This is a genomic window from Amycolatopsis sp. NBC_01480 (assembly GCF_036227205.1).
GTDB lineage: Bacteria > Actinomycetota > Actinomycetes > Mycobacteriales > Pseudonocardiaceae > Amycolatopsis.
Genome location: NZ_CP109442.1, coordinates 6913237 through 6935426, shown reverse-complemented (window position 1 = coordinate 6935426; position 22190 = coordinate 6913237). Strand labels below are relative to the sequence as shown.

Genomic DNA, 22190 nt, shown 5'->3' with positions numbered 1-22190 from the left:
CATGCGGCGTTCCTCGCGATCCGTTCGCGCCCTCGTCATAGCCGCGACGGGCGGTTTGGCCTTGGCCAGCTTGACTCAGCTGGGCACTGGCCAGGCCGCCGTCGCCGCGCCGAGCCCCACCGCGGCCGAGGCCGCACCGCAGTCGGTGATCGTGGTCCTCAACAACCAGCTCCCCGACGCGCCGCCCACCAAGGCGGCTTCGGGCACCCGGCGCACCGAGGCCACCCAGCAGCAGGAGTCGGTGCTCGCCAAGCTCACCGGCGCGGCCCCGGCCAAGGTGAAGCACTTCGCGCTGGGCAACGCGTTCTCCGCCACCGTGACCTCGGCCCAGGCCGCGCAGCTGGCGCAGGACCCGGCCGTCGCCCAGGTGCTGCCGGACAGCAAGGTGACGCTGCCCGACGCGACGCCCGCGCCCGGCGCGGACAGCAAGGCCCCGAAGGCGCAGGACAAGGCGAACCCCCAGGCGCCCGGCACGATCTGCCCGGCCGACCCGGCCAAGCCGCTGCTGGAGCCCGAGGCGCTGACCTCGATCCACGCCTACAGCACCGACGGCTCGAAGAGCGCCTCGGACCTGGCGAACGGCTCGGGCGTGAAGGTCGCCTTCCTCGCGGACAACATGGACCCGAACTACGCGGACTTCATCCGCCCCGACGGCTCCCACGTGTTCTCCGACTACCAGGACTTCTCCGGTGACGGCCCGGCCACCACCGACTCCGGCGCGGAGGCTTTCGGCGACGCCTCGTCGATCGCCGCGCAGGGCACGGTCGTGCACGACCTGTCGAAGTTCGTGAACGAGAACCACCCGCTGCCCGCGGGCTGCAACATCGTGGTCAAGGGCGTCTCCCCCGGCGCGAGCCTGGTGGGCCTGAACGTCTTCGGCTCCACCGCCACGAACTCCGCGGTGCTGCAGGCGATCGACTACGCGGTGACCGTCGACCACGTCGACGTGATCAACGAGTCGCTGGGCCTGAACCAGTACCCGGATGCCAGCTCCCGCAACCTGTTCCAGGTGTTCAACGACCAGGCCGTCGCCGCGGGCGTCACCGTCACCGCCTCCAGCGGCGACGCGGGCATCACCTCGACGATCGGCAGCCCGGCCACCGACCCGCTGGTGATCTCGGCCGGCGCGACCACCGACAACCGGCTGTACGCGCAGACCACCTACGCCGCTTTCCCGTTCTCCAACGGCAAGTGGGTCAGCGACAACATCTCCGCGCTGTCGTCCTCGGGCATCACGCAGAACGGCCGCACGATCGACCTGGTCGCGCCCGGTGAGGGCAACTGGGCCGACTGCGCGCCCGCGTACGCCGAGTGCCGGAACTTCAAGACCGTGCCGCAGCCGACGGACCTCGAATCCTTCGGCGGCACCAGTGAATCCGCCCCGCTGACGGCCGGCGTCGCCGCGCTGGTCATCCAGGGCTACCGCGGCACGCACCACGGCGCTTCGCCGACGCCCGCGCAGGTGAAGCAGTTCATCACCGGCACGGCGCACGACCTCGGCCTGCCCGCCGACGAGCAGGGCTCCGGCCTGCTCGACGCCCGCGCGGCCGTCGAAGCGGCGCTGACCTCGCCCGGCACCACCGGTGCCCCGGCGGGCGCCGCGTCGAACATCGCCCTCTCCACCGACCAGCTCACCCTGGAAGGCGCGCCGGGCAGCACGCAGGACGCCACGGTGAAGGTGACCAACGTCGGCAGCAAGCCGCTGACGGTGAGCGCCGGCACCCGCACCTTCGCGCCGCAGTCCTCGCAGACGCAGACCACCGCGTTCGACTCGGCCAAGCTGCCGACTTTCCCTTACTACAACGGCAAGGACTGGGCGTACAAGAAGATCACCTTCAGCGTGCCCGCGGGGGCTCAGCGCCTGCTTTCGCGGATGGCGTGGCAGGGCAGCCCGAAGACGGTCAACGGCCAGTCCGTCACCCCCGTGGTGCGGCTGACGCTGATCGCGCCGGACGGCACCTTCGTGGCCAACAGCCGTCCGCAGGGTGGCGCGGCCACGGCGAACTACGCGAACGTGGACGTCACCCGCCCGGTCGCCGGCACCTGGACCGCGGTGCTCTACTCCGCGTCCGGCCCGACCGGCTACACCGGTGACATCCAGCTGAGCAACGACACGCAGCGGGCCGTCCCGTACGGCCAGGTCTCGCCGCAGGTGCTGAGCCTGAACCCGGGCCAGACCAAGCCGGTCAAGGTCTCGCTGACCACCCCGGCCACGGGCGGCGACGCGGACTACTCGGTGACCTTCGGCAGCTCCGACGGCCACCAGACCACGCTGTCCGCGGTGCTGCGCTCGCTGATCCCGACCAAAAACGGCTCGGGCGGCTTCGGCGGCACGATCACCGGCGGCAACGCGCGGGCGGTTTCGCCGGCGCAGACCTTCAGCTACGAGTTCGACGTGCCCAAGGGCAAGAAGGACCTGGACGTCGCGCTGAAGCTGCAGGACCCGGGCACGCTCGTCGACGGCGTGCTGGTCGACCCGAACGGCGAGCTGGCGGACGTGAACAGCAACGCGTTCCTCAGCGCGCCGAACAAGCTGTCGCAGGGCACCGGGCTCCAGCTGACCGACGCGAACCCGCTGCCGGGCCGCTGGCACTTCGTGGTCGTGGTGCAGAACCCGGTGACCGGCAAGCAGATCAACCAGCCGTTCACCGGCACGGTGGGCTTCGACCAGGTGTCGGTCAGCGCCCCGGCGCTGCCGAACTCGGCGTCGAAGAAGCTGGCCGCGGGCCAGGCCGTGACCGTCCCGGTGACGGTGCGCAACAACGGGATCGAGCCGGTCGCCATCGGCGTCGACGCCCGCACCAACAGCCGTCAGACGCTGCAGCCGCAGCCGATCGGCGGCTCGACCGAGGTGGACCTGCCGGAGCTGAACGTCAACGCCCCGGTGTACTCGATTCCGCCGGACACCAGCAAGTTCACCGTCGCCACCTCGTCGACGGTGCCGGCCCAGGTGGAGATCCAGGGCTCGGCCGCGGGCATCGACGTGCTCGGCGACCTGAAGTCCGCGCAGGCGGGCAGCACGGTCTCCGTCGCGACGATCGGCGAGAAGCAGGGCTACGTCACGAAGGGCGTCTGGTTCGCCGACGTCCAGGAGATCGGGCCGTTCGGCCCGTCGGGCGCGCCGGCCGGGCACTCCTCGTACACGGCGTCGATCCAGACCGCGGGCTTCGACGCGGCCGTGACGTCGTCCACCGGTGACCCGTACGACCAGTCCGTGAACCCCAACGGCACGGGCGGCACCCCGACGATCGTGAAGCCGGGCCAGACGGTCACCGTTTCGGTGACCATCACGCCGTCGGGCAAGCACGGCGCCGCGGTGACGGGCCACCTGAACCTGGTGACCGTGCCCACCCTGCCGACCGGCGTGACCGGCCTGCCGCAGGAAGGCACCGGCGAGGTTCTTGCGACCCTGCCGTACAGCTACCAGATCGGCTGAGGTTGTAGTTCCGTTTGACGGCCGGGCCGTCGGTCCTTTGTGGACCGGCGGCCCGGTCTCGTTACCGGGGTCAGCCAGGCCGGACCGCGCCGGTCGCCACGGCGTGACAGGCGCCGAAACCCTCTGCCCGCAACACAATCCGCCCGCCCCGGACGCGCACGGCAGGCCCGGCGACCATCACGCCGTGCGGCAAGAACGGCGCCGCGATGGCAGGCGTTCCCGGGCTCAGCCCGGCTGGTCCGTCGCTCCCCTGTGCCCCGGTCTCGCTTGCGGGCTCAGACAGGCCGGACCGTCGGTCCCTTGTGGACCGGCAGCCCGGTCTCGTTACCGGGGTCAGCCAGGGCGGACCGCGCCGGTCGCCACGGCGTGACAGGCGCCGAAACCCTCTGCCCGCAACACAATCCGCCCGCCCCGGACGCGCACGGCCGTCTCGGTCGCGTCGCTCACCGCCGTCACGCCGGCCGCCGCCGCGAGCACCCCGGCGTCGTCTCGGACAACCTGGGCCCGTGGCCACGTCGAGGCCGGGAACGCCTGCTTCAGATGACCACGCAGCTCCGCAAAGGCCAGCTGCGTCAACGGCGACAGCTCCGCGGGCTCGCCCGTCACGACAGCGATCGTGACCGCATCCCCAGCCGGAGCCGCGCGGATCGCTTCCTCCGCCGCGGAAAGCCGGTGCAAACCCAGCACCGCCACCACGCCGTCGCCGTCCAATGCCGCAGCCGAATTCCGCAGTGAGTCGACGGCCGACAGCGGCGTCCATTGCTCGTCCACCGAGCGGGCCTGCGCCACGATCGGCGGCTCCGACGGCCATTCGTCCGGCAAACCCAGGCCCGGCAAGGACTCGCACACCCGCACGACGTTGAACGGCTCGCCGAAGCCCGGCGCGACGGCCGCGAGCCGGCTCGCTCCGTGCAGCGTGGTCAGCGCCGCCTCCGCGACGCGCACGAGCCGCCCGTCCCGGGATGCCAGCCGTTCCAGCGCCAGCCCGAGCACGATCGCTTCGAAGCGCATCAGCTGCGCGTACGGACGGCGGGTCAGCTCGTCGGCCAGGATTTCCGGCATCAGGTCGGCGCCCAACCTCGCCCCCGGGTCGGTGGCCAGCGGCAACCGGGCGACCCACGCGCCGGCCAGGGCGCCGAGCGCTTCGGCGGCGCTGAGCCCAGGCTCCTGGCTCCGCGGTTCGGCCGATTCCCGCTCCGCCGCCGCGGCCAGCACCGCGAAGTACAACGCCCGTTTGCCGGGGAAATTCGAGTAGACGGCACCCCGCGTCAGCTCCGCGCGCTCGGCGATGACGTCGATCTTGGCGTCACGGAAGCCCCGCTCGGCGAACTCGTCACGGGCGGCTTCGAGCACCTTCGCGCGGTTGCGTTCCTGGGTCTCCGCCCTGGTCAGCCGGGCCATCGTCCTCCTCGCCTCGGAATGTCCCGGGAACACCCGGAAAGTCTTGCCCAAGATACCGCCACCATGCATATGATGAGACCATCTGATTTGAACATCTGAAATGGAGACCCGATGCCCCCCGTCCAGCAAGTGCCCGACATCGACCTGACCGACCCGGCTGTGCAGCGGGACCCGTTCGCCGCGTACGGCGCCGCCCGCGAGCGCAGACCGGTCGCGCGGCTGACCGGCTTCGGACCGATGTGGGTGGTGACGCGGCACGAAGAGGCCCGCGCGATGCTCACCGACCCGCGGCTCGCGCTCGGCGCCGGCAGCTACCAGCGGCCCGAAGTGCCCGAGCACTACGTGCCGTACCTGCGCACCATGCAGGAGATGGAAGGCGAGGAACACGGCCGCCTGCGCCGGCTCGTCTCCCCCGCGTTCAGCGCGCGCCGGGCGCTGGAGTTCCGGCCGCGGATCGAGCGGATCGTCGAACGGCTGCTGGCCGCTCTGCCCGCCGACGGACCGGTGGACCTGTTGCGGGACTTCGCCCAGCCGTTGCCGATGGAGGTCATCTGCGAGCTGGTCGGGGTCCCCGAGGACGACCGGCCGCGCTGGCACGAGTACGGCCGGACCGTCCTCGCGGGCGCGGGCCTGGGGTTCGCCGCCGCGGTGCCGGGCATCATCGACGGCGCGCGCGAGATCGTCGCGGGGCCCGGCCGCGATCTGGTCGCCCTGCTCAAAACCGTGGACGGGCTCGCGGAGCAGGAGCTGGTCACGCTCGTCTGGCAGCTCGTGCTGGCCGGGCAGACGCCGGCGAACCTGATCGCCAACGCGATCGAGGCGCTGCTGGCCCACCCGGGTGAGCTGGCTGCCCTGCGCGCGGACCCGGCGCTGCTGACCGGCGCCGTCGACGAGCTGATCCGCTGGTGCGGCCCCGCGCTGCTGACGATTCCGCGGCAGGCGACGGAAGATCTCGAACTGCACGGCGTGCCGGTCCGCGCGGGCGAGCCCGTCACCGCGTCGATCGCGGCGGTCAACCGCGACCCGCGCGTCTTCGACGACCCCGACCGGCTCGACGTCCGCCGCGCCCCCGCCGGGCACCTCGGCTTCGCGTACGGCCCGCATTTCTGCCTCGGCGCCTCGCTCGCGCGCGTCCAGACGGAGGTCGCGCTCGGCGCCGTGCTGCGGCGGTTCCCCGCGCTCGCCATCGCCGAGCCCGGCGCGCACCGGGCCCCCGACCCCGGCACCTGGCGCCTGACCGCACTGCCGGTGACCGGCTGACGTCCATTTCGGACACCTATCGGGTGAACAGCGGAGCCGTGCTTCGGACCCCGGGCGCTGCTAGCGTTTTCGCAGGTCTTCGTCCTCATCCCGGGAGCCGCACATGTCCGCGTTCATGGCCGAATCCGCCCTCGACCCCCGCCGGGCCTGGCCGCTGGTCGCGGTCCGCGGGGCGTTCGCCGTGCTGTTCGGGATCCTCACCCTGGTCTGGCCCGGCGTCACCGTGCTGGCGCTGGCGATCGTCTTCGGCGTGTACGCGCTTTTCGACGGCATCAGCGCGATCGTGCAGGCGTTCCGGCCCGGAGACGGCGCGCAACGGGCCGCGTACGGGCTGCTCGGCGCGCTCGGCGTGATCGCGGGCGTGATCGCGCTGGTCTGGCCGGGCACGACCGTGCTCGTGCTGGCGACGCTGGTCGGCGCGTGGGCGGTGGTGACCGGCGTCGCGGAGATCATCGCGGCGGTGCGGCTGCGCAAGCAGATCACCGGCGAGGCGTTCCTCATCGTCGCCGGCGCGCTGAGCGTGATCGCCGGGATCCTGGTGCTCGTGCACCCCATCGCCGGCGTGCTCGGAATCGCCGTGCTGATCGGGGTTTACGCGGTGCTGTACGGGGTCATGCTGATCGTGCTGGCGTTCCGCCTGCGCGGCCTGCCCGGGCCCGTGGCCGCGGAGCAAGCGCCCGAGGCCGGATAGCGGGACAATAGCCCGGTACGGCTCGCGCAACGGAGGGATCCGTGATGATGGCCCAGTACCCGCAGAACGGCGGTTACGACCGCGACGTCCGGACGGGGGTGGACGCGGCCCGGCTCTGGGCGGGCGGCGTCGCGACGGCGGTGGTGGCCGCGCTCGTGGCCATCGTCGGCCTGCTGATCGCCCGCGGCATCTTCGCGGTCCCGGTGCTCGCGCCGAAGGGCGAGGGCATCTGGGGGAACGCGAGCACCACCACGTACGCGATCGCCGCCGCGATCGCCGCGCTGCTCGCCACCGGGCTGATGCACCTGCTGAGCGTCGCGACGCCCGCGCCGGGGCAGTTCTTCGGCTGGATCATGGTGCTGGTGACGCTCATCGCGGTCGTGCTGCCGCTGACCCTGACGGTCGAGCCGAGCGCGAAGATCGCGACCGCCGTGATCAACCTGGTGATCGGGCTGGTGATCGCGATCGTGGTGAACAGCATGGCCGCGAACGCCCGCACGCTGCACCACCGCAAGCGCCGCGAGACCCGCTCGCCCGACGCCCCGACCCGCCAGTGGAACGAGCCGCCGCAGCCGCCGTCGTCCTATTACGACCGCTGAGGCAACCGGATGGACGCAGCGGATGACGCTTTCGCTGCGCTCAGTGCGGGGAAAGCGTCATCCGCTGCACCGCTCGTCCTTTGAGGACTACGCCGGTCGAGGAAACCGGTTCCGGTCACCAGGCCGGGTCGAAGCGCACGCCCTTGCCGTACCAGTCCTCGTCCGCGACCGGTCCGGGCTCGGGAGGCGCCGGAGCCACGTCGGCCGAGCGGTCGCGCAGGTATTCGCCGGGGACAGCGGGCTTCGGCCGGGAATCTTCCGGACTCTCGGCGGCGGCCTCGTTTTCGGGAATCTCCGGGGAAAACCCGGCCCGCCACCGCAGGCGGTCCATCAGGTAACCCGTGGTGCCCAGCGGCGCCAGCAGCTCCCCCGTGCGGCGGGCCGAAATGCGCTGCGCCTCGGCGTAGGTCCGGAGCACCAGCTCCGCGATCTCGTGCGGGGCCATCTCGCGCACCGCGTCCGACAGGTGCAGCGCGGTCAGCACGCCGTCGGTGTTCACCGAGACGCCCGCCGCGCCGTCGGGCGACGTGACATCGGCCGACAGCGCGGACAGGGCGGTCACCAGCGAATCGCGGTCCGGGGGCGGGGGCGGCGGTGGAGCCATCAGCCGAGCTTGCCCGGGGTCATCGGGCGGGACAGGCCGCCGTCCGGGGCGATGTCGACGTTCTCGCGGCGGACGTTGTCCTCCGTGCCCTTCGGGGTGTTCGAGGTCTCGAAGTTGCTGGGATCGAAGGATTCTCCGGGGCTCACGTCCGGCGGGGCCGGGATCTTCGGCAGCTGGTCGCCGTGCGCGCGGATGTTCGCGGCCAGCCGGCCGGAGGAGTCCTGCATCCCGGTCCGGATCTTGTCGACGTGCTCCAAGAAGCTCTCGTAGATCTCCTTGGAGCTGTCCCCTTCGACGGCGGTGCCCTGCTCGGCGGTCAGCTCGTTCAGCCCCGCGCCGGCGCCCGCGGCCGCGGCCTGGATGCCCTTGGCGGCCAGCGTCACCTCGACCCCGACCGCGGCGGGCGCGGCCGCGACGACCAGCATCGTCGTCAGCGTCGTGACGAAGGCCGCGGCCAGCACGCGCGACCACGAGATCTCGCCCTGCTTCGACTTCTCCTCCGCCCACTTCTGGGCCGTGTCCTTGAACGTGGCGGCGAGGCTGTTCAGGTCCGAGCGGGCGCCCCACACGGCGTCGCGCGCGGCGATGACTCCGCTCTCCAGCACCGAGATCTCGGTCGCCATCCGGTCGTAGGTCGCGTGCAGCTCGTCGAGGTAGGTCTTGACGTTCTCGGCGGCGGCGCCGCGCCACGAGTCCATCTGCTGGCGCGCCCGGGTGAGGTCGGTCAGCGGCTCGTTGCCGAACGTCTTCCACACCTGCTCATAGCTGTTGATCATGGACTGGAGGCCGTCCGCCGAGCCTGGCTCGATGTCGGCCTGGGAGAACTCGCGGAAGACGTCCGCGATCGCCTCCTGCTGCTGTTCGTAGAGCCCGCCCATCAGGTTGTACGTCGCCCAGTCGCCGTATTTCAGGGCCAGCAGGCCGTCAAGCGCATCGTTGGCGCCGTCGAGCAGGTCGTCGCTGACGCCCTCGAGCAAGGCCGTGCGGTCGTCGTCGCCGGAGGAGGACTGGATGCCGAAGTAGTCGTCGCCCACGTCAGTTCCCCTCCAGCTGCGCGGCGGCGCGGTTCACGCGGTTCTTCGCGTCCGCGTCCGCCTCCTCGTACAGGTCCGCGACCTCGAGCAGCGCCCGGCTCGACTGCTGGGTGGTGAACGCCAGCTTCGCCAGCGCCTCCTCCACCTTCTGCCGGTGGTACTCGTACGCCGACTTCACGTCGCCCATCCCGAGCGAGCGGCCGAACGCGCTCGGCGCGCCGCCGCCGAACGGCATCAGCGAACCGATCAGGTCCGCGGGCCCCGAAGGACCCGGGACGTCCAGCTTCTTGACGCCTTCGCGCGCGGTCGCCGCGCCGTCGGCCGCCTTGCCGACAAGCCCCGACGCGCCGCGCAGGTCGCCGAGGTCGGTCTCGAAACCGATCATGAGTCAAACCCCCAGTTCGTGATGGATTCCGCCCCCCTGCCGGAAATCACCGGTATGACGGCGAAAACCCGAGTCTGGTTCACCTCTTCCGGGCCGATGTGCGCCAGATCACCCGCGCGGTCCGATCGCGGCCCCGCGCCCGCCGGTGGAGGATGGGGACGCCGGACTCCCGATCACGAAAGGACCCGTCATGATCTTCATCGTCGTCAAGTTCCCTGTGCTGCCGGAGAAGAGCGACGACTGGCTCTCGATCGTCGCGGACTTCACGGCCGGCGTCCGCGCGGAGCCGGGCAACCTCTTCTTCGACTGGTCCCGCAGCGCCGACGACCCGAACGAGTGGGTCGTGGTCGAGGGCTACCGCGACCAGGAGGCGGCCGTCGCGCACGTCAGCTCGGAGCACTTCAAGACCGCCATGGCCATGCTGCCGGACGCGATCTCGGCGACCCCACGGATCATCAACACCCAGGTGCCTGGTGAAGACTTCGGTGACATGGCGGAACTGAAGCCCCGCAACGCCTGAGCCCTGCAACACCCGAGCGGCTTCAGGCCGCCGCTCTTCAGGCCTCGACGGCAGCCCGCCGCGGCCACCACGGCACGATCGGCGACGTCCGGTGCTGGTAGTCGGCGTACTCCGGGTAGCGGCTGCGCGTGATGCTCTCGGTGAACACGGTCGAGCCGACGAACAGCAGGGTCAGCAGGACCGCGCCGGCGATCGTCCAGGTGATCGCCGCGGCCGCGACGACGCCGAAGAAGAACACCATCCACCACTGCGCCTGCTCGAAGAAGAAGTTCGGGTGGCGCGAGAAGCGGAACAGGCCGCGCTGCAGGAAGCGCGGGTCGGGCGTCCGGCCCGCCTTCTGCTCGCGCGCCTTCCACTGGTGGAAGTCCCACTGCTGCTGGTCCGCCACCGTCTCGCCGACCAGGAACGCCAGGCCGATCACCGCGACCACGACGTCCCAGACGCCGAAGGGCGAGCGGTTCTCCAGCGCCGTCCAGGCGGGCAGGGTGATCAGCAGCAGGATCGCGTTCTGGTAGATCGTGATGAAGAACAGGTTGAACAGCTGGAACTGCCAGGGCCGCATCTTCGCGCGCAGTACCGCCCACCGGTAATCCTCGCCGCCGCGCGCGTAGCCGCCCTTGCGCGCGAAGTTGAACGTCAGCCGCGCGCCCCACAGCGCCACGAGCACGAACATCACGTCCAGCCGCGGGTCGGCGAACCCGGCGGCGCCGGCGAAGATCGCGACGTAGACCACCGGCACCAGCGACCAGATCCGGTCCACCCACGAGTACTCCCGCGTGAGCACCGACAACAGCCAGCAGACGGCGCAGACCCCCGCGAACACCCAGAGGCAGACCAGAAACGCGTTCATGCGGGCACTCTACTGGCGCGCCGCCCGGGAGGCCCGGCTCCGGCTGCCTAGAATCCGCCCATGACCGCCCCCGCGAACCTGCCGCTGAACGCGCGCCGGGTCGACATCTTCTTCGCGGTCCTGTTCGCCGCGTTCACCGTGACGTCGCTGATCAGCGACCTGCTGCCGACCGTCGGCGTGGACTTCTCGCAGCCGTCCGGCAACTTCTTCGTGCAGTCCAACTACTGGTACGCCCACGACGCCGACGTGCTGTTCATGCACCCGCCGGACTGGATGCGGATCGTCACCGGCCTCTCGGCGTTCGTCTACATGCCGTTCTACGTGCTGCTCGTCTACTGCCTGCTGACCGGGCGGAACTGGATCCAGCTGTTCGCGGTGATCTACGCGACGATGATCGTCACGCTCACCGGCGTGGTGGTGTTCGGCGTGGAGTTCTTCGGCGACCCGGCGATGCGCACCGGGAACCCGGGCAAGTTCCTCGCCTTCAACCTGCCGTACGTGCTGGTGCCGTTGCTGCTGCTGATCCGGATGCGCAAGCCGCTGCCGTTCACGCGCCGGTTCTGAGCGACTGTCCACAAAGGATCACACCACCCATTCCCCCGTGCGGACGCGCGGACGGCCGTCCGCCGGCGCCCCGGCCCCCGGGTACGGCAGCCGCGGCGGCGGGCAGAGGTGGTACTCGAAGTGCCACCACTCGTTGTCGTAGCGGCGGTGCAGGTGGTGGACCCCGCCGTGGCGCTCCAGCCAGGCGGCGCCCTCGGTCGGGCGCACGTCGAGGGCGATGCCACTGACGTGGGTCGACTCCGCGGGCGGCAGCACCAGGCGGCAGGCCTCGCGGACCGAGCCGGTTCGGCGGACCTCGTCGGTGAACAGGCGGTGCTGCTCGGCCGCGTCGCGATGGCCGGAGGTGAGGCCGATCAGCTGGTCGTCACGCCAGAACGCCTCGGTGCGCGCCGCCGTGAACGCCTCGCGGACCGCGGGCACCAGGCCGCTCAGGTCCTCCGCCGGGAACCGCAGGCCGAGCGCCCACTGGCAGGCCAGGTAGCGGGCCCGCCCGGGCGAGCGCAGGCAGGCGAACGGGAGCAGCAGGACGGCCAGCAGCCGCGTCATCACCGCGTAGAGCCGGGCTCGGGAGAAGATCATGCGGTTCATGCTCGGCGGCCAATATGCGCGGGCGGCCCGTGCTCCGTCCGCATCCGTCGACAGCTTGGTAACAGCCGCGTAAGCATCGCCTCTTGTTACCGAACGATGACACTCCGCTGACCGGGTCGTAGGCGCCGCTGCAATAGTGGAGCCCATGCCCCGGGTGTTGCTGATCGAAGACGACCAGGCCGTGCGAGACGGCCTGCAGCTCGCGCTGACCTACCAAGGTCACACGGTGGAAGCCGTGGAGACGGGGGAACTGGGCCTCGAGCGCCTGACCGCCGACGTCGCCGACGTGGTGGTGCTCGACCTGATGCTGCCCGGCATGGACGGCTTCGAGGTGTGCCGCCGGATCCGCGCGGGCGGCGACCTGCCGATCATCATGCTGACCGCGCGCAACGACGACATCGACGTGGTCGCCGGGCTCGAGGCCGGCGCCGACGACTACGTGGTGAAGCCCGCGCAGGCCCGCGTGCTGGAGGCCCGCATCCGCGCCGTGCTCCGTCGGACCGCGAGCGAGCCGCGGCCGGCCGAGGCGAAAGCGGAAGCCGAACGGCACGGGGCGCTGACCATCGACCGGGCCGGGCTCGTCGTCGCCAAGAACGGCGAGCCGGTCGGCCTCGCGCCCACGGAGATGCGGCTGCTGCTGGAGCTGTCCGCGGCGCCCGGGCGGGTGCTGAGCCGCCAGCAGCTGCTGGAATCGGTGTGGGACCAGGGTTATCTCGGCGACTCGCGGCTCGTCGACGCCTGCGTGCAGCGGCTGCGCTCGAAGATCGAGGACGATCCGGCGGCGCCGGTGTACGTGCAGACGCTGCGGGGCTTCGGCTACCGGTTCGGCCCCCTGTGAAGGGATGGTCCGACTGGGGCTTGCAGACGCGGCTGCTGTCCGCGTTCGCGTTGCTGAGTGTGGTCACCGCGGCCGCCGTCGCCGGTTTCGGGTACGTGCAGGCCCGCACCACGATCCTGCAGAGCGCGCAGGACAAGGCCGTGATCGAGGTGACGAACCGGATCGAGCAGCTGTACCCGCTGCCGACGCTCACGCCGACCCGCGCGGAGCTGGAGCAGCTGGCCGGTCACGTCTCGGGCCGGGGCGACTCGGCCGTGGCGGAGAGCGGCGGGCAGTCCGCCGGCGGCCTGGACCCCGCCCTGGTCAGCACGGAACTGCACACGCGAGTGCGCACCGGCATCGTGGCCTGGCAGCGGATCGTGTACGCCGGTCATCCGGGGCTGGTGATCGGCACCCAGCTGCTGGTCAAGGATTCTTCGGCGCCGGGCGGCACGCGGGCGTCCGGGATCGAGGTGTACGTGGTGCGCAGCCTGGAGCCCGAAGCCGTGAACATCGCGGACCTGGCGCGCAGCGCGTGGTTCACCGGCGGCGGCGCGCTGGTGCTCGCGATGCTGCTGGCGCTGCTGGCCGCGCGCAGTGTGCTGCGGCCGGTGCAGGAGCTGCGCCGGGCCGCGCACCGGCTGGGCGAGGGCGAGCTGGCGACCCGGCTGGAGGTGCGCGGGTCCGACGAGCTGGCCGGCGTGGCCCGCACGTTCAACACCACCGCCGAATCACTCCAGCGCCACGTCGGCGAGCTGGAGCGGATGGAGGCGGACGCGCGGCGGTTCGTCGCCGACGTCTCGCACGAGCTGCGCACGCCGCTGACCGCGATGATCGCCGTCACCGACCTGCTCGACGCCGAGGCCGCGGCCCTGCCCGGGCCCGCCGGTCAGGCGGCGCGGCTGGTCAGCCAGGAGACGCACAACCTCACCCGGCTGGTGAACGACCTGATCGAGGTGACCCGGTTCGACGCCGGCTCGGCCGCGCTGGCGCTGGACGACGTCGACGTCGCCGAGGCCGTCGGCGCCACCCTGCGCGCCCGCGGCTGGGCGGCGGAGGTGGCCACCGAGCTGCCGTCCGGCGTCCGAGCGCGGCTGGACCCGCGGCGGCTCGACGTGATCGTCGCGAACCTCGTCGGCAACGCGCTGCGCCACGGCGCCCCACCCGTCACGGTGCGGCTTTCGGCCGAGCCGGACCAGCTGACGATCGAGGTCACCGACGCGGGCCCCGGCCTCGATCCCGACGTCCTGCCCCACGTGTTCGACCGCTTCTACAAGGCCGACACGGCGCGTTCGCGGTCCGAGGGCAGCGGCCTGGGCCTCGCGATCGCCTGGGAGAACGCCAAACTGCACGGCGGCACGCTCACCGCGGCCAACCGGCCCGAGGGCGGCGCCGCTTTCACCGTCCGGCTCCCCCACGACTCAGGAGGTGCTTGATGCGCAACGGAAAGCGCGCTGTGTCCGGCCCGGGAATCGCGCCGCAGCGCGATGCAGCGGATGACGCTTCCACCGCACTGAGCGCAGTGGAAGCGTCATCCGCTGCCTGCGGCAACCGCGCTGCCCGGCTGATCGGGATGTCGGCCGTGGCGGTCGTGGTGCTGGCCGGCTGCGGGGTGCGGCCCAGCGCGGTGATCCCCGGCGGCCCGGCGCCGAGCGGGGCGGTCGTCTCGGGCCCGCCGGGCGGCGAGGCGCTCTACTTCGTGCTGGCGGGCCAGCCGACCGCGGCGCGACGGGATGTGGCGCCGACGGATCCGGCCGGCTTGCTCAGGCTGCTGGCCGCGGGGCCGGACGACGCCGAGCGGGCGGCGGGCCTGACCACCGAGGTGCCCGGGAACGCGGCGCCGCTGTCGGTCGCGGTGGATGCCTCGGGGGTCACGGTGGCGCTGGGCCTCGACGTCCTGGCACTGTCCACAATGGCCACTCAGCAGATCGCCTGCACCGTCCGGCACCTGGACTCCGCCCTGCCCCCGGTCACCCTGACCGGAGGCGGCCATTATCGGAAGCTGCTGGGCTGCCCCGAAGCGCCGTGAACCCGGGTCAGCTCACTTCGGCCGGCTCGCGGTCGCGGCGCTGAGTCAGCACCGGGGCGAACACCACGGCCAGCACACAGAGCACAAACGGCACGGCGAACGCGACGTTCAGCGGCATCCACCGGGTCAGGCCGCCGATCAGGGCCGGGCCGGCCAGCAGGCCGACGTAGCCGAGGCCGACCACCTTCGCCATCAGCGCGCCGGAATTGCGGGTGTCGAGGTTGCCCGCCGCGGTGAACAGCTGCGGCACCCCGCCGGACAGGCCGAGGCCGAACAGCGCCCAGCCCACCAGCGCGAGCGGCACCCACGGCGAGAGCGAGGCGACGGCGAGCCCGAAAGCGGCCAGCGCCGAGCCGTACCGGACGATCGCGGCCGGGCCGACCAGCGCGGCCACCCGGTCGGTGGCGAACCGGCCCACGGTCATCGCGACGGCGAACGAGCCGTAGCCCAGCGCGGCGGTGGCCGCGGAGGTGCCCAGCACGTCCTGCAGGTGCAGCGCCGCCCAGTCGTTCGCGACGCCCTCGGACAGCATCAGCGCGAACGCCAGCGCGCCGAGCAGCCACACCAGGCGCATCGGCGGCCGGACCCGCTCGGCAGGCGCCTTCTCCGTCTCCGCCGGCTCGGACTTCGCCGGTTCCGCGTTGAGCAGGAACCGCCCGGCCACCAAGGAAAGGACCACACACAGCGCGCCGGTGCCGCCCAGCGCGGCGGCCGTCGGTATCCCGGCCTTCAGCACCGCCGCGCCGACAAACGCGGCGATCGCCCCGCCGATCGACCACATGGCGTGGAACGAGGCCATGATCGGCCGCGGGTAGGCGCGCTCGACGACCACGGCGTGGGAGTTCATCGCGACGTCGATCGAGCCGTTGAAAAACCCGAACGCCACCAGCGTCAGGCCGAGCGACCACCAACTGCCCGCGAGCCCCGGCCCGATCAGCGCGATGCCGAGCAGCACGCCGGCCACCGGCAGGACCAGCCGCTGGCCGAACCGGTCGGCGAGCGGGCCCACCACCTGCATCCCGGCGAACGCGGCCGCGCCGAGCACCAGCAGCAGCACACCGAGCGTGCTGTGCGAGATGCCGGTGGAGCGCTCGACCACGGGGATGTGCACCACCCACATGCCGACCGCGAACCCGTTCAGGGCGAAGAAGGTCCAGGTCGCGACGCGCGCCGCGCGCGGCAGCCCGGTGCGCTGGGGGCGATCGTTCATGATGGGCGGTTCCTCCTGGGATGTGGTCCTGTCGATGATGCCACGGAACCCGGTAGTTCGTACAACCTAATTGTTCGAACAATCACTGTGATTGTTCGTTTTAGGTCTGCGGCATGATGGTCGGGTGCACGCCGCCGAACCGATCGACACCCCGTGAGCGGGGGCTACCTCAAGGGCCGGATCCGCCGCGAGGACATCATTTCCGCGGCCGCCACCGTGTACGGCGAAGCCGGCTACCACGGTTCGTCGCTGCGGGAGATCGCCAAGCGCGTCGGCATCAGCCACGCCGGCCTGCTGTACTACTTCCCCACCAAGGAGGCGCTGCTCGCCGCCGTGCTGGTGCGGCGGGACGCCGAGGACTCCGAGCGCGAGCAGCTGAACGTGCCCCCGGGCCTGGAGGTGCTGCGCCACTTCGTCGCGCTGGCCGGGCACAACGTGCGCCACCCCGGCATCGTCGACCTGTACTCGCGGCTGGCCGCCGAGGCGGTGGCGCCCGATCACCCGGCGCACAGCTACTTCGAGCGCCACTACGAGCAGGCCCGCGAGAGCGTCGTCGAATCGTTCCGCGTGCTGTCCGCGAGCGGCGAACTGCGCGAGGGCACCGACCCCGAGTACGCGGCGCTGACGTTCATCGCGCTGATGGACGGGCTCCAGGTCCAATGGCTCACCGCCCCCGACCGCGTCGACCTCGTCGGCTCCCTGCGCTTCTACTTGCAGAGCCTGCTGACCGTGCCACTCGGCTGAGACGTCCCGGCGCGATGCGCCCCAATGTGGCGTTCGGTGCGCTCAACGCACCCAACGCCACATTGGGGCGCTTCCGGCCACCCCGGCTACAGCGTGGCGGCGTACGGGTCCCAGCCGTCCGGCAGGGCGGGCGGCACCTCGACCGTGCTGGCCACCTCGACCGTCTGGCCGCGGGTGATCGACTCGTCGATGGCGAGCATCGCGTCGAGCACGTGGTAGGCCAGCTCGCCGGACGCGCGCTCCGGCACGCCGGCCCGGATCGCGCGGGCCAGCTCGAGCGCGCCCGTGCCACGCGAGGCCGCATGTCCTTGCGCGGCAAGCTCTTCCGGCTCCTCGGCGCCGAGCAGGTGCAGCTGGGTGACACCGTCGAACCGGTTCGGGTCGGGCAGCACGGCGGTGCCGAGCGTGCCGGACACCTCGACGAAACCCGTGCGCGCCAGCGCCGAGTCGAAGCTGAGCACCACCTGCGCGCTGCCGCCCCGGGTGAACTCGACGAGCGCGGTCACCGTGGTCGGCACGGTCACCGGGAACTCGGTGCCCGCGCGCGGGCCGGACCCGATCACGCGGGTCGCCCGCGCCTGTCCCCCGGCCCCGGTGACCCGGTGGATCGGGCCGAGGAGCTGGACCAGCTCGGTCAGGTAGTACGGGCCCATGTCGAGCAGCGGCCCGCCGCCGGCCTGGAACAGGAACTCCGGCGCCGGGTGCCAGCTCTCCGGCCCGGGCGTCTGGAACAGGGCCAACGCCGTGCGCGGCTCGCCGATGCGGCCGGCGTCCACCGCGCGCCGGGCCGTCTGCAGCCCGGCGCCGAGCACGGTGTCCGGCGCGCTCGCGACGCGTAGCCCCTTCTCCCGCGCGCGATCCAGCAGCTTGCGTCCGGTCTGCCGGTCGAGCGCCAGCGGCTTCTCCGCCCAGACGCTCTTGCCCGCATCCAGAATGGACAGTCCGACCTCGACGTGCGCGGCCGGGATCGTGAGGTTCACGACCAGCTCGATCTCCGGGTGCGCGAGCAGCTCGGCGACCGTTGTCCCTTGCGGCACACCGTGTTTCGCCGCCTGCGCCGCCGCCCGTCCGACCTCGAGATCCGCAACGGCGAGCACGCGCAGGTCGGGGAAGGCGGTGAGGTTCTCCAGGTACGTGTCACTGATGACGCCGGCGCCGATCACGCCGACGCCGACCGGCCCGGTGCTCACTTCTCGGCGTCGGCGAGGAAGGCGAAGCTGCCCGCGACGGCTTCGAAGATGTCGCCTTCGTAGCGGTCGAACTCCACCACGCGCAGCGCGTCCGGCGCCGCGGCGAGGATCTCCTCGAGCGGCAGGGCGCCCTGGCCCGCCGGGACCTGGCCGGACGCGTCGGTGGCCAGCGCCCCGTCCTTGACGTGGATGGCGCGCACGCGGTCGCCGAGCCGGCTGAGCAGCCCGGCCGCGTCCTCGCCGCCCGCGGTGGCCCAGTAGGCGTCGACCTCGAGCGCGACCACCGGGTCGAGCTGGTCGGCGAACACCTCGAACGCGCTGCGCCCGTCGATCCGGGACTCCAGCTCCCACCAGTGGTTGTGGTAGCCGACCGTGATCCCGTGCTCCGCGGCGGCCTTCGCGGCCGCGTTCAGCGCGGCGGCGGTGGCGGCGATGTCGGCCGGGTCCTGCCACTTCTCCGGCTTGACCAGCGGGTCGATCACCACCTCGATGCCGAGCGACTTCGCGGCGGTGAACACGGCCTCCTGGTCGACGCCGAGCAGCTGCGCGTGCGCGGTCGGCGCGGTGAGCCCGTTGGCCGGCAGCCCGGCGGCGAGCGCCTCGACGTTTTCGACCACGCCGTACGGCTCGACCTGGGTGAACCCGATGGCGGCCAGCCGCCGCAGAACGTCCGCCGGATCGGTCGCGAACACGTCGCGGACCGAGTACAGCTGCACGGAGACCTTGCCCATTCCTGCTCCCTTGCCTCGCGGGGTTCGACAGCCGCGAAGGACGGCGTCGCAAGATTTCTACCACCTGGTCAAAATTCACACCAGACGCTGACGCGAGCGGGCTGGCACAACCGCACGTTCGGCAGAGCGGCTCGGGCCGAGGGGAGGCCGGTGCGCGCCATGGTGCAGCGGGAGGACCAGCGGGCCGAAGAACTGCGCGCGCTCGGCGCCGAGGTGGTCGTCGGCGACCGCCCCCGGCCGCTCGAGGTGGCCCGCGCCCTCGACGGCGCCGGCTCTCGGACCGGCTGCCGGCCTGGTCCGGGCTGCCGGTGGTGCACGTCCGGCCGACCACGTTCCTCGACAACCCGCTGTTCACCACGCTCGCCGCGGCGGGCCTGTCACCCTGCGCACGCAAGCAGTTCTACCTGGGCTGAACCCGCTTCAGGCCAGGAGATCCTTGCGGTACACCAGGAAATCGCACGGCGTCGCCAGCAGCGGGGCCAAATGCGGGTAAGCCTGTTCGATGGTCGAGGTCGCCACCACGCGGTAGCCGAGGCGGCCGTACCAGCCGGCCAGGAACTCCTTCGACGGGTGGGTCCAGCCGCGTGGGACCAGCAGCTCCAGCTGCATCTCGGCGCACTTCCCGGAGCGGCAGAACTGCTCCGCGAACTGCACCAGCGCCCGCCCGATGCCCGCGCCCTGCACCTCCGGCGAGGCGGCCAGCAGGCCGAACTCGCCGGCGCCGTCGTCCAGCCGGTGGATGCGCACGCTGCCGACGAGCAGGCCGTCGATCCGCGCGACGGCGATCTCCCCGGCGCGCACCAGACCGGCCACCTCGGCGGCCGTCGTCCGGTCCGCCGGCCCGGCCCACAGGCCCTTCTCGGCGACCGCGTAGACCTGGTTCACCAGCGCAGTGACCGCGCCGACAAGGTCTTCCTCCGCAGCTGCTGACGGCGGCAGCAGCTCGATCTCCGGCGTCACGCCGAGTCCGCGGGCACCGGGCGGGCCTCGCCGAAGCCGCCGTAACGGCCGGCCTTCGCGCGTTTGCGGACCTCGTCGAAGTGCCGGTGGACGGCCTCCGCGGCAGCGTCGGCGTCGCCGCTGACCAGCGCGTCGACGATCGCCTGGTGCCGTTTGGCGGTGCCGGCGGCCGAGGTCGGCGGCCCGCCCAGCTCGGACTCCGCGGCCCGGTAGACGTCCCAGAACAGGCCGGTCAGCTCGCGAGCCAGGTCGAAGCCCGCCTCGGCGCAGATGAGGTCGTGGAACTCGCGGTCGGCGACCGCCGAGTCGGGGCCTTTCCGCCGCATCCGGGCGACGCGGGCCTGCAGTTCACCGATCAGCTCGGGCCGGTGGTCCAGCGCGACGCGGCTGGTCAGCTCGGTCTCGATCATCTCGCGGACCTCCAGCAGGTCGCGCAGCCGGCCGGCGTCGCTCGCGCCGCGGGTGCGCGTGCGGAACAGCAGCCAGGTCTGGAGCGCCTCGGAGCCCGCGGAGCCGACGAACGTGCCGTAGCCGTGCCGGATCTCGACGATGCCCAGCGCCTGCAGCGCCTTGATTGCCTCCCGGATCGAATTGCGGCTGACCCCGATGTCGTCCATCAGGCTCAGCTCCGTGGGCATCGGCGCGCCCGGCGGGAGGTCCCGCTCGATGATCAGGTCGATGATCCGCTTGGTGATCTCTTCACTGCGTTGAGGGCGCGCCAAAACATCTCTCCCCGGCTGTCCTTCGGTCGCTGGCCCGTCGCCATCGCCAGGACATCCTACGTCATGCCCGGCTTGTTTCCCCGCGGTGACGCCCGGGTTGCGAAAGTGCTTCGGTCCCCTTGACCGGTACCCCCGCGGGTTCTAGGGTTCGGCCAAGTCATAGGACGTCCCATGTCCTACTTCTGGGAAAGCTTACTGGTGGGCGAACCAACATCGAGTCAGGAGACGCTATGTCCCGAACCGCCATGGGGACCGGCCCTTCGTTCAACCGGCGCGCGCTGCTGCGCTACACCGGCATGGCAGGCGCCGCGGCGGCGTTCTCGTCGACGCTGGCCGCGTGCGGCGGGCCCGCCTCGACCAACAAGACCGGCAGCTCCACCGGCCTGGTCACCGCGGTGGTCGGCTACGGCAACAACCAGTCCTGGGACCCGCTGCAGACCGCGTCGGCCTTCTCCATGGCCGCCTTCCTGCACGTCTACGAGTCCCTGGTGGAGGGTGACCCGATCACCCGCGACCCGTTCCCCGGCCTGGCCAAGGCGCTGCCCGCCGACGTGAGCGGCACCAGCATCAAGTTCGAGCTGCGCGACGGCGCCCAATGGCACGACGGGCAGCCGGTCACCGCCGACGACGTGGTGTTCACCTACGCCCGCACCCTCGACGAGAAGGAGAACGTGCTCATCCACAGCTTCTTCTCCCAGTGGCTGAAGGAGGTGAAGAAGGTCGACGACCGGAGCGTCGAGTTCGTGCTGAGGTTCCCCTTCCCGTACGCGCTCAAGCGCATCCAGTCGTGCAAGATCCTCCCCCGCCACGTCTACGAGGGCAAATGGGCCGACGCCGCGGCCGGCAAGGTGGTCGGCTCCGGCCCGTACAAGATCACCGAGCAGGCGCCGCTGAGCCACACCTCGTTCGAGAAGTTCGCGGGCTACAACGGCAGCCGGCCGGCCGCGTACGACAAGATGCTGTGGAAGTCCATCGTGGACTCCGCACCGCGGGTGGCCGCGATCTCCGGCGCGAAGCCGGACGCGCAGGTCGTGGAGAACATCCCGGCCGCCAACGCCGGCCAGCTGCGCCAGGCCGGGCGCACGGTCGAGTTCGCCGACGGCGGCAACAACCTGTACCTGATGTTCAACACCGCGCACGCGCCGTTCGGCGACCAGCGCGTGCGCCAGGCACTGCACTACGCGATCGACAAGAAGAAGATGATCGACATCGGCCTGCGCGGCACCGGCACGCCGGGCACGTCGTTCATCAACCCGAAGCTGCCGGAGTCGCAGCCGGCCGCGCTGGACTTCGCCTACGACCCGGCGAAGGCCAAGCAGCTGCTGGCCGAGGCCGGCGTCACCGGGCTGAAGATCTCCTTGTCCACCACCAACACCTCATTGGTGCTCGACTGCGTGAAGGTGATCAAGGAGGGCTGGGACGCGGTCGGCGTGCAGACCACATTGGACTCCCAGGACACCAAGGCGCTGTTCTCCAAGCTGGACAACGGCGGCGACTTCCAGGTCGTGTCCACCACGAACAACCCGATGCAGTTCGGCAACGACCCGGACCTGCTCATCCGCTACTACTACGACGCGCAGTCGCTGATGATGACCAAGTACGCGCGCTGGACGAACGCCGACGCCCAGGCCCTGCTGGCGCTGCAGGACCAGGCGGCGCAGCAGACCGACGAGGCCAAGCGCAACGGGCTGTACAAGCAGCTGCTCGACCGGATCTCCGAGCAGGCGGTGATCTACCCGATCGTCTTCACCCAGCTGGGCACGGCGTGGGACCCGAAGGCCATCACCGGGGTGCGCGCGCAGGGCTACCCCGGCCTCTACCTGAACCAGGCCAAGCCGGTCTGAGCGCCCGGCTC

Annotated in this window: 22 protein-coding genes; 11 read left to right on the top strand and 11 right to left on the bottom strand. The window is 71.6% G+C overall.

Features of this window, described 5'->3' with window-relative positions; translation table 11 throughout:
* Nucleotides 1-61: 61 nt before the first annotated feature.
* Nucleotides 62-3436, top strand: coding sequence for a S8 family serine peptidase (locus tag OG371_RS33065; protein ID WP_329059530.1), 3375 nt, complete (start codon nt 62-64; stop codon nt 3434-3436).
* 333 nt (nt 3437-3769) lie between these two features.
* Here the strand turns inward: OG371_RS33065 and OG371_RS33060 are convergent, their stop codons facing one another.
* On the bottom strand, nt 3770-4837 hold the full coding sequence (locus OG371_RS33060) for a TetR/AcrR family transcriptional regulator (protein WP_329059529.1): 1068 nt from the start codon (nt 4835-4837) through the stop codon (nt 3770-3772).
* 111 nt (nt 4838-4948) lie between these two features.
* On the opposite strand from OG371_RS33060, the gene OG371_RS33055 reads away from it, so the two are divergent.
* The 3 genes from OG371_RS33055 (at nt 4949) to OG371_RS33045 (ending at nt 7387) form a co-directional block, all read left to right on the top strand.
* Nucleotides 4949-6097 carry a cytochrome P450 family protein gene (locus OG371_RS33055; RefSeq protein WP_329059527.1) on the top strand — a complete coding sequence of 383 codons (1149 nt, stop codon included), beginning with the start codon at nt 4949-4951 and terminating at the stop codon, nt 6095-6097.
* Between the two features lie 103 nt (nt 6098-6200).
* Nucleotides 6201-6788, top strand: coding sequence for an HdeD family acid-resistance protein (locus tag OG371_RS33050; RefSeq protein WP_329059525.1), 588 nt, complete (start codon nt 6201-6203; stop codon nt 6786-6788).
* 47 nt (nt 6789-6835) lie between these two features.
* Nucleotides 6836-7387: a DUF6069 family protein gene (locus tag OG371_RS33045; protein WP_442876194.1), complete on the top strand. Its 552-nt coding sequence runs from the start codon at nt 6836-6838 to the stop codon at nt 7385-7387.
* A gap of 115 nt (nt 7388-7502) precedes the next feature.
* Here the strand turns inward: OG371_RS33045 and OG371_RS33040 are convergent, their stop codons facing one another.
* Genes OG371_RS33040 through OG371_RS33030 form a run of 3 tightly spaced genes read right to left on the bottom strand, consistent with a single transcriptional unit; the run spans nt 7503 to nt 9410 of the window.
* A complete protein-coding gene (locus OG371_RS33040) occupies nt 7503-7991 on the bottom strand; it encodes a YbaB/EbfC family nucleoid-associated protein (protein ID WP_329059524.1) in 489 nt (162 codons plus the stop codon).
* The gene (locus tag OG371_RS33035; protein ID WP_329059522.1) at nt 7991-9025 is read right to left on the bottom strand and encodes a hypothetical protein; all 1035 of its coding nucleotides are present in this window, start codon (nt 9023-9025) and stop codon (nt 7991-7993) included. The genes OG371_RS33040 and OG371_RS33035 overlap by 1 nt, the downstream gene beginning before the upstream one ends.
* Before the next feature lies 1 nt (nt 9026).
* A complete protein-coding gene (locus OG371_RS33030; RefSeq protein WP_329059521.1) occupies nt 9027-9410 on the bottom strand; it encodes a hypothetical protein in 384 nt (127 codons plus the stop codon).
* Between the two features lie 190 nt (nt 9411-9600).
* On the opposite strand from OG371_RS33030, the gene OG371_RS33025 reads away from it, so the two are divergent.
* Nucleotides 9601-9930: a putative quinol monooxygenase gene (locus tag OG371_RS33025; protein WP_329059519.1), complete on the top strand. Its 330-nt coding sequence runs from the start codon at nt 9601-9603 to the stop codon at nt 9928-9930.
* A 37-nt stretch (nt 9931-9967) separates the two neighbouring features.
* Here the strand turns inward: OG371_RS33025 and OG371_RS33020 are convergent, their stop codons facing one another.
* The gene (locus OG371_RS33020; RefSeq protein WP_329059518.1) at nt 9968-10780 is read right to left on the bottom strand and encodes a DUF1295 domain-containing protein; all 813 of its coding nucleotides are present in this window, start codon (nt 10778-10780) and stop codon (nt 9968-9970) included.
* A gap of 60 nt (nt 10781-10840) precedes the next feature.
* Here OG371_RS33020 and OG371_RS33015 point away from each other — a divergent pair, with 60 nt between their 5' ends.
* Entirely contained in the window at nt 10841-11344 is a 504-nt protein-coding gene (locus OG371_RS33015; RefSeq protein WP_329059517.1) for an EXPERA domain-containing protein, read from the top strand.
* Nucleotides 11345-11362: 18 nt separating this feature from the next.
* On the opposite strand, the gene OG371_RS33010 is transcribed toward OG371_RS33015, so the two are convergent.
* Nucleotides 11363-11923 carry a D-alanyl-D-alanine carboxypeptidase family protein gene (locus OG371_RS33010; protein ID WP_442876013.1) on the bottom strand — a complete coding sequence of 187 codons (561 nt, stop codon included), beginning with the start codon at nt 11921-11923 and terminating at the stop codon, nt 11363-11365.
* Nucleotides 11924-12077: 154 nt separating this feature from the next.
* Between OG371_RS33010 and OG371_RS33005 the strand changes: the two genes are divergently transcribed.
* From OG371_RS33005 to OG371_RS32995, 3 genes are all read left to right on the top strand, one after another.
* Nucleotides 12078-12770 carry a response regulator transcription factor gene (locus OG371_RS33005; protein WP_329059515.1) on the top strand — a complete coding sequence of 231 codons (693 nt, stop codon included), beginning with the start codon at nt 12078-12080 and terminating at the stop codon, nt 12768-12770.
* Nucleotides 12767-14185 (top strand): HAMP domain-containing sensor histidine kinase, encoded by a 1419-nt coding sequence (locus OG371_RS33000; RefSeq protein ID WP_329059514.1) that lies wholly within the window; start codon nt 12767-12769, stop codon nt 14183-14185. Before OG371_RS33005 ends, OG371_RS33000 begins: the two co-directional genes overlap by 4 nt.
* Nucleotides 14186-14271: 86 nt before the next feature.
* A complete protein-coding gene (locus OG371_RS32995; RefSeq protein WP_329059512.1) occupies nt 14272-14778 on the top strand; it encodes a hypothetical protein in 507 nt (168 codons plus the stop codon).
* Between the two features lie 7 nt (nt 14779-14785).
* Here OG371_RS32995 and OG371_RS32990 read toward each other — a convergent pair whose 3' ends face one another.
* Nucleotides 14786-15988, bottom strand: a complete 1203-nt coding sequence (locus OG371_RS32990; RefSeq protein ID WP_329059511.1) for an MFS transporter — start codon at nt 15986-15988, stop codon at nt 14786-14788.
* Between the two features lie 153 nt (nt 15989-16141).
* On the opposite strand from OG371_RS32990, the gene OG371_RS32985 reads away from it, so the two are divergent.
* Complete coding sequence (locus OG371_RS32985) at nt 16142-16732, top strand: TetR/AcrR family transcriptional regulator (RefSeq protein WP_329059510.1); 591 nt, start codon at nt 16142-16144, stop codon at nt 16730-16732.
* A gap of 86 nt (nt 16733-16818) precedes the next feature.
* Here OG371_RS32985 and OG371_RS32980 read toward each other — a convergent pair whose 3' ends face one another.
* From OG371_RS32980 to OG371_RS32965, 4 genes are all read right to left on the bottom strand, one after another.
* Nucleotides 16819-17922, bottom strand: a complete 1104-nt coding sequence (locus tag OG371_RS32980) for a Gfo/Idh/MocA family protein (RefSeq protein WP_329059508.1) — start codon at nt 17920-17922, stop codon at nt 16819-16821.
* A complete protein-coding gene (locus OG371_RS32975) occupies nt 17919-18653 on the bottom strand; it encodes a sugar phosphate isomerase/epimerase family protein (RefSeq protein WP_329059507.1) in 735 nt (244 codons plus the stop codon). The genes OG371_RS32980 and OG371_RS32975 overlap by 4 nt, the downstream gene beginning before the upstream one ends.
* Before the next feature lie 420 nt (nt 18654-19073).
* Entirely contained in the window at nt 19074-19613 is a 540-nt protein-coding gene (locus OG371_RS32970; RefSeq protein WP_329059506.1) for a GNAT family N-acetyltransferase, read from the bottom strand.
* Nucleotides 19610-20335, bottom strand: a complete 726-nt coding sequence (locus OG371_RS32965; RefSeq protein ID WP_329059505.1) for a FadR/GntR family transcriptional regulator — start codon at nt 20333-20335, stop codon at nt 19610-19612. Before OG371_RS32965 ends, OG371_RS32970 begins: the two co-directional genes overlap by 4 nt.
* Before the next feature lie 230 nt (nt 20336-20565).
* Here OG371_RS32965 and OG371_RS32960 point away from each other — a divergent pair, with 230 nt between their 5' ends.
* On the top strand, nt 20566-22179 hold the full coding sequence (locus OG371_RS32960; protein ID WP_329059503.1) for an ABC transporter substrate-binding protein: 1614 nt from the start codon (nt 20566-20568) through the stop codon (nt 22177-22179).
* Nucleotides 22180-22190: the final 11 nt, after the last annotated feature.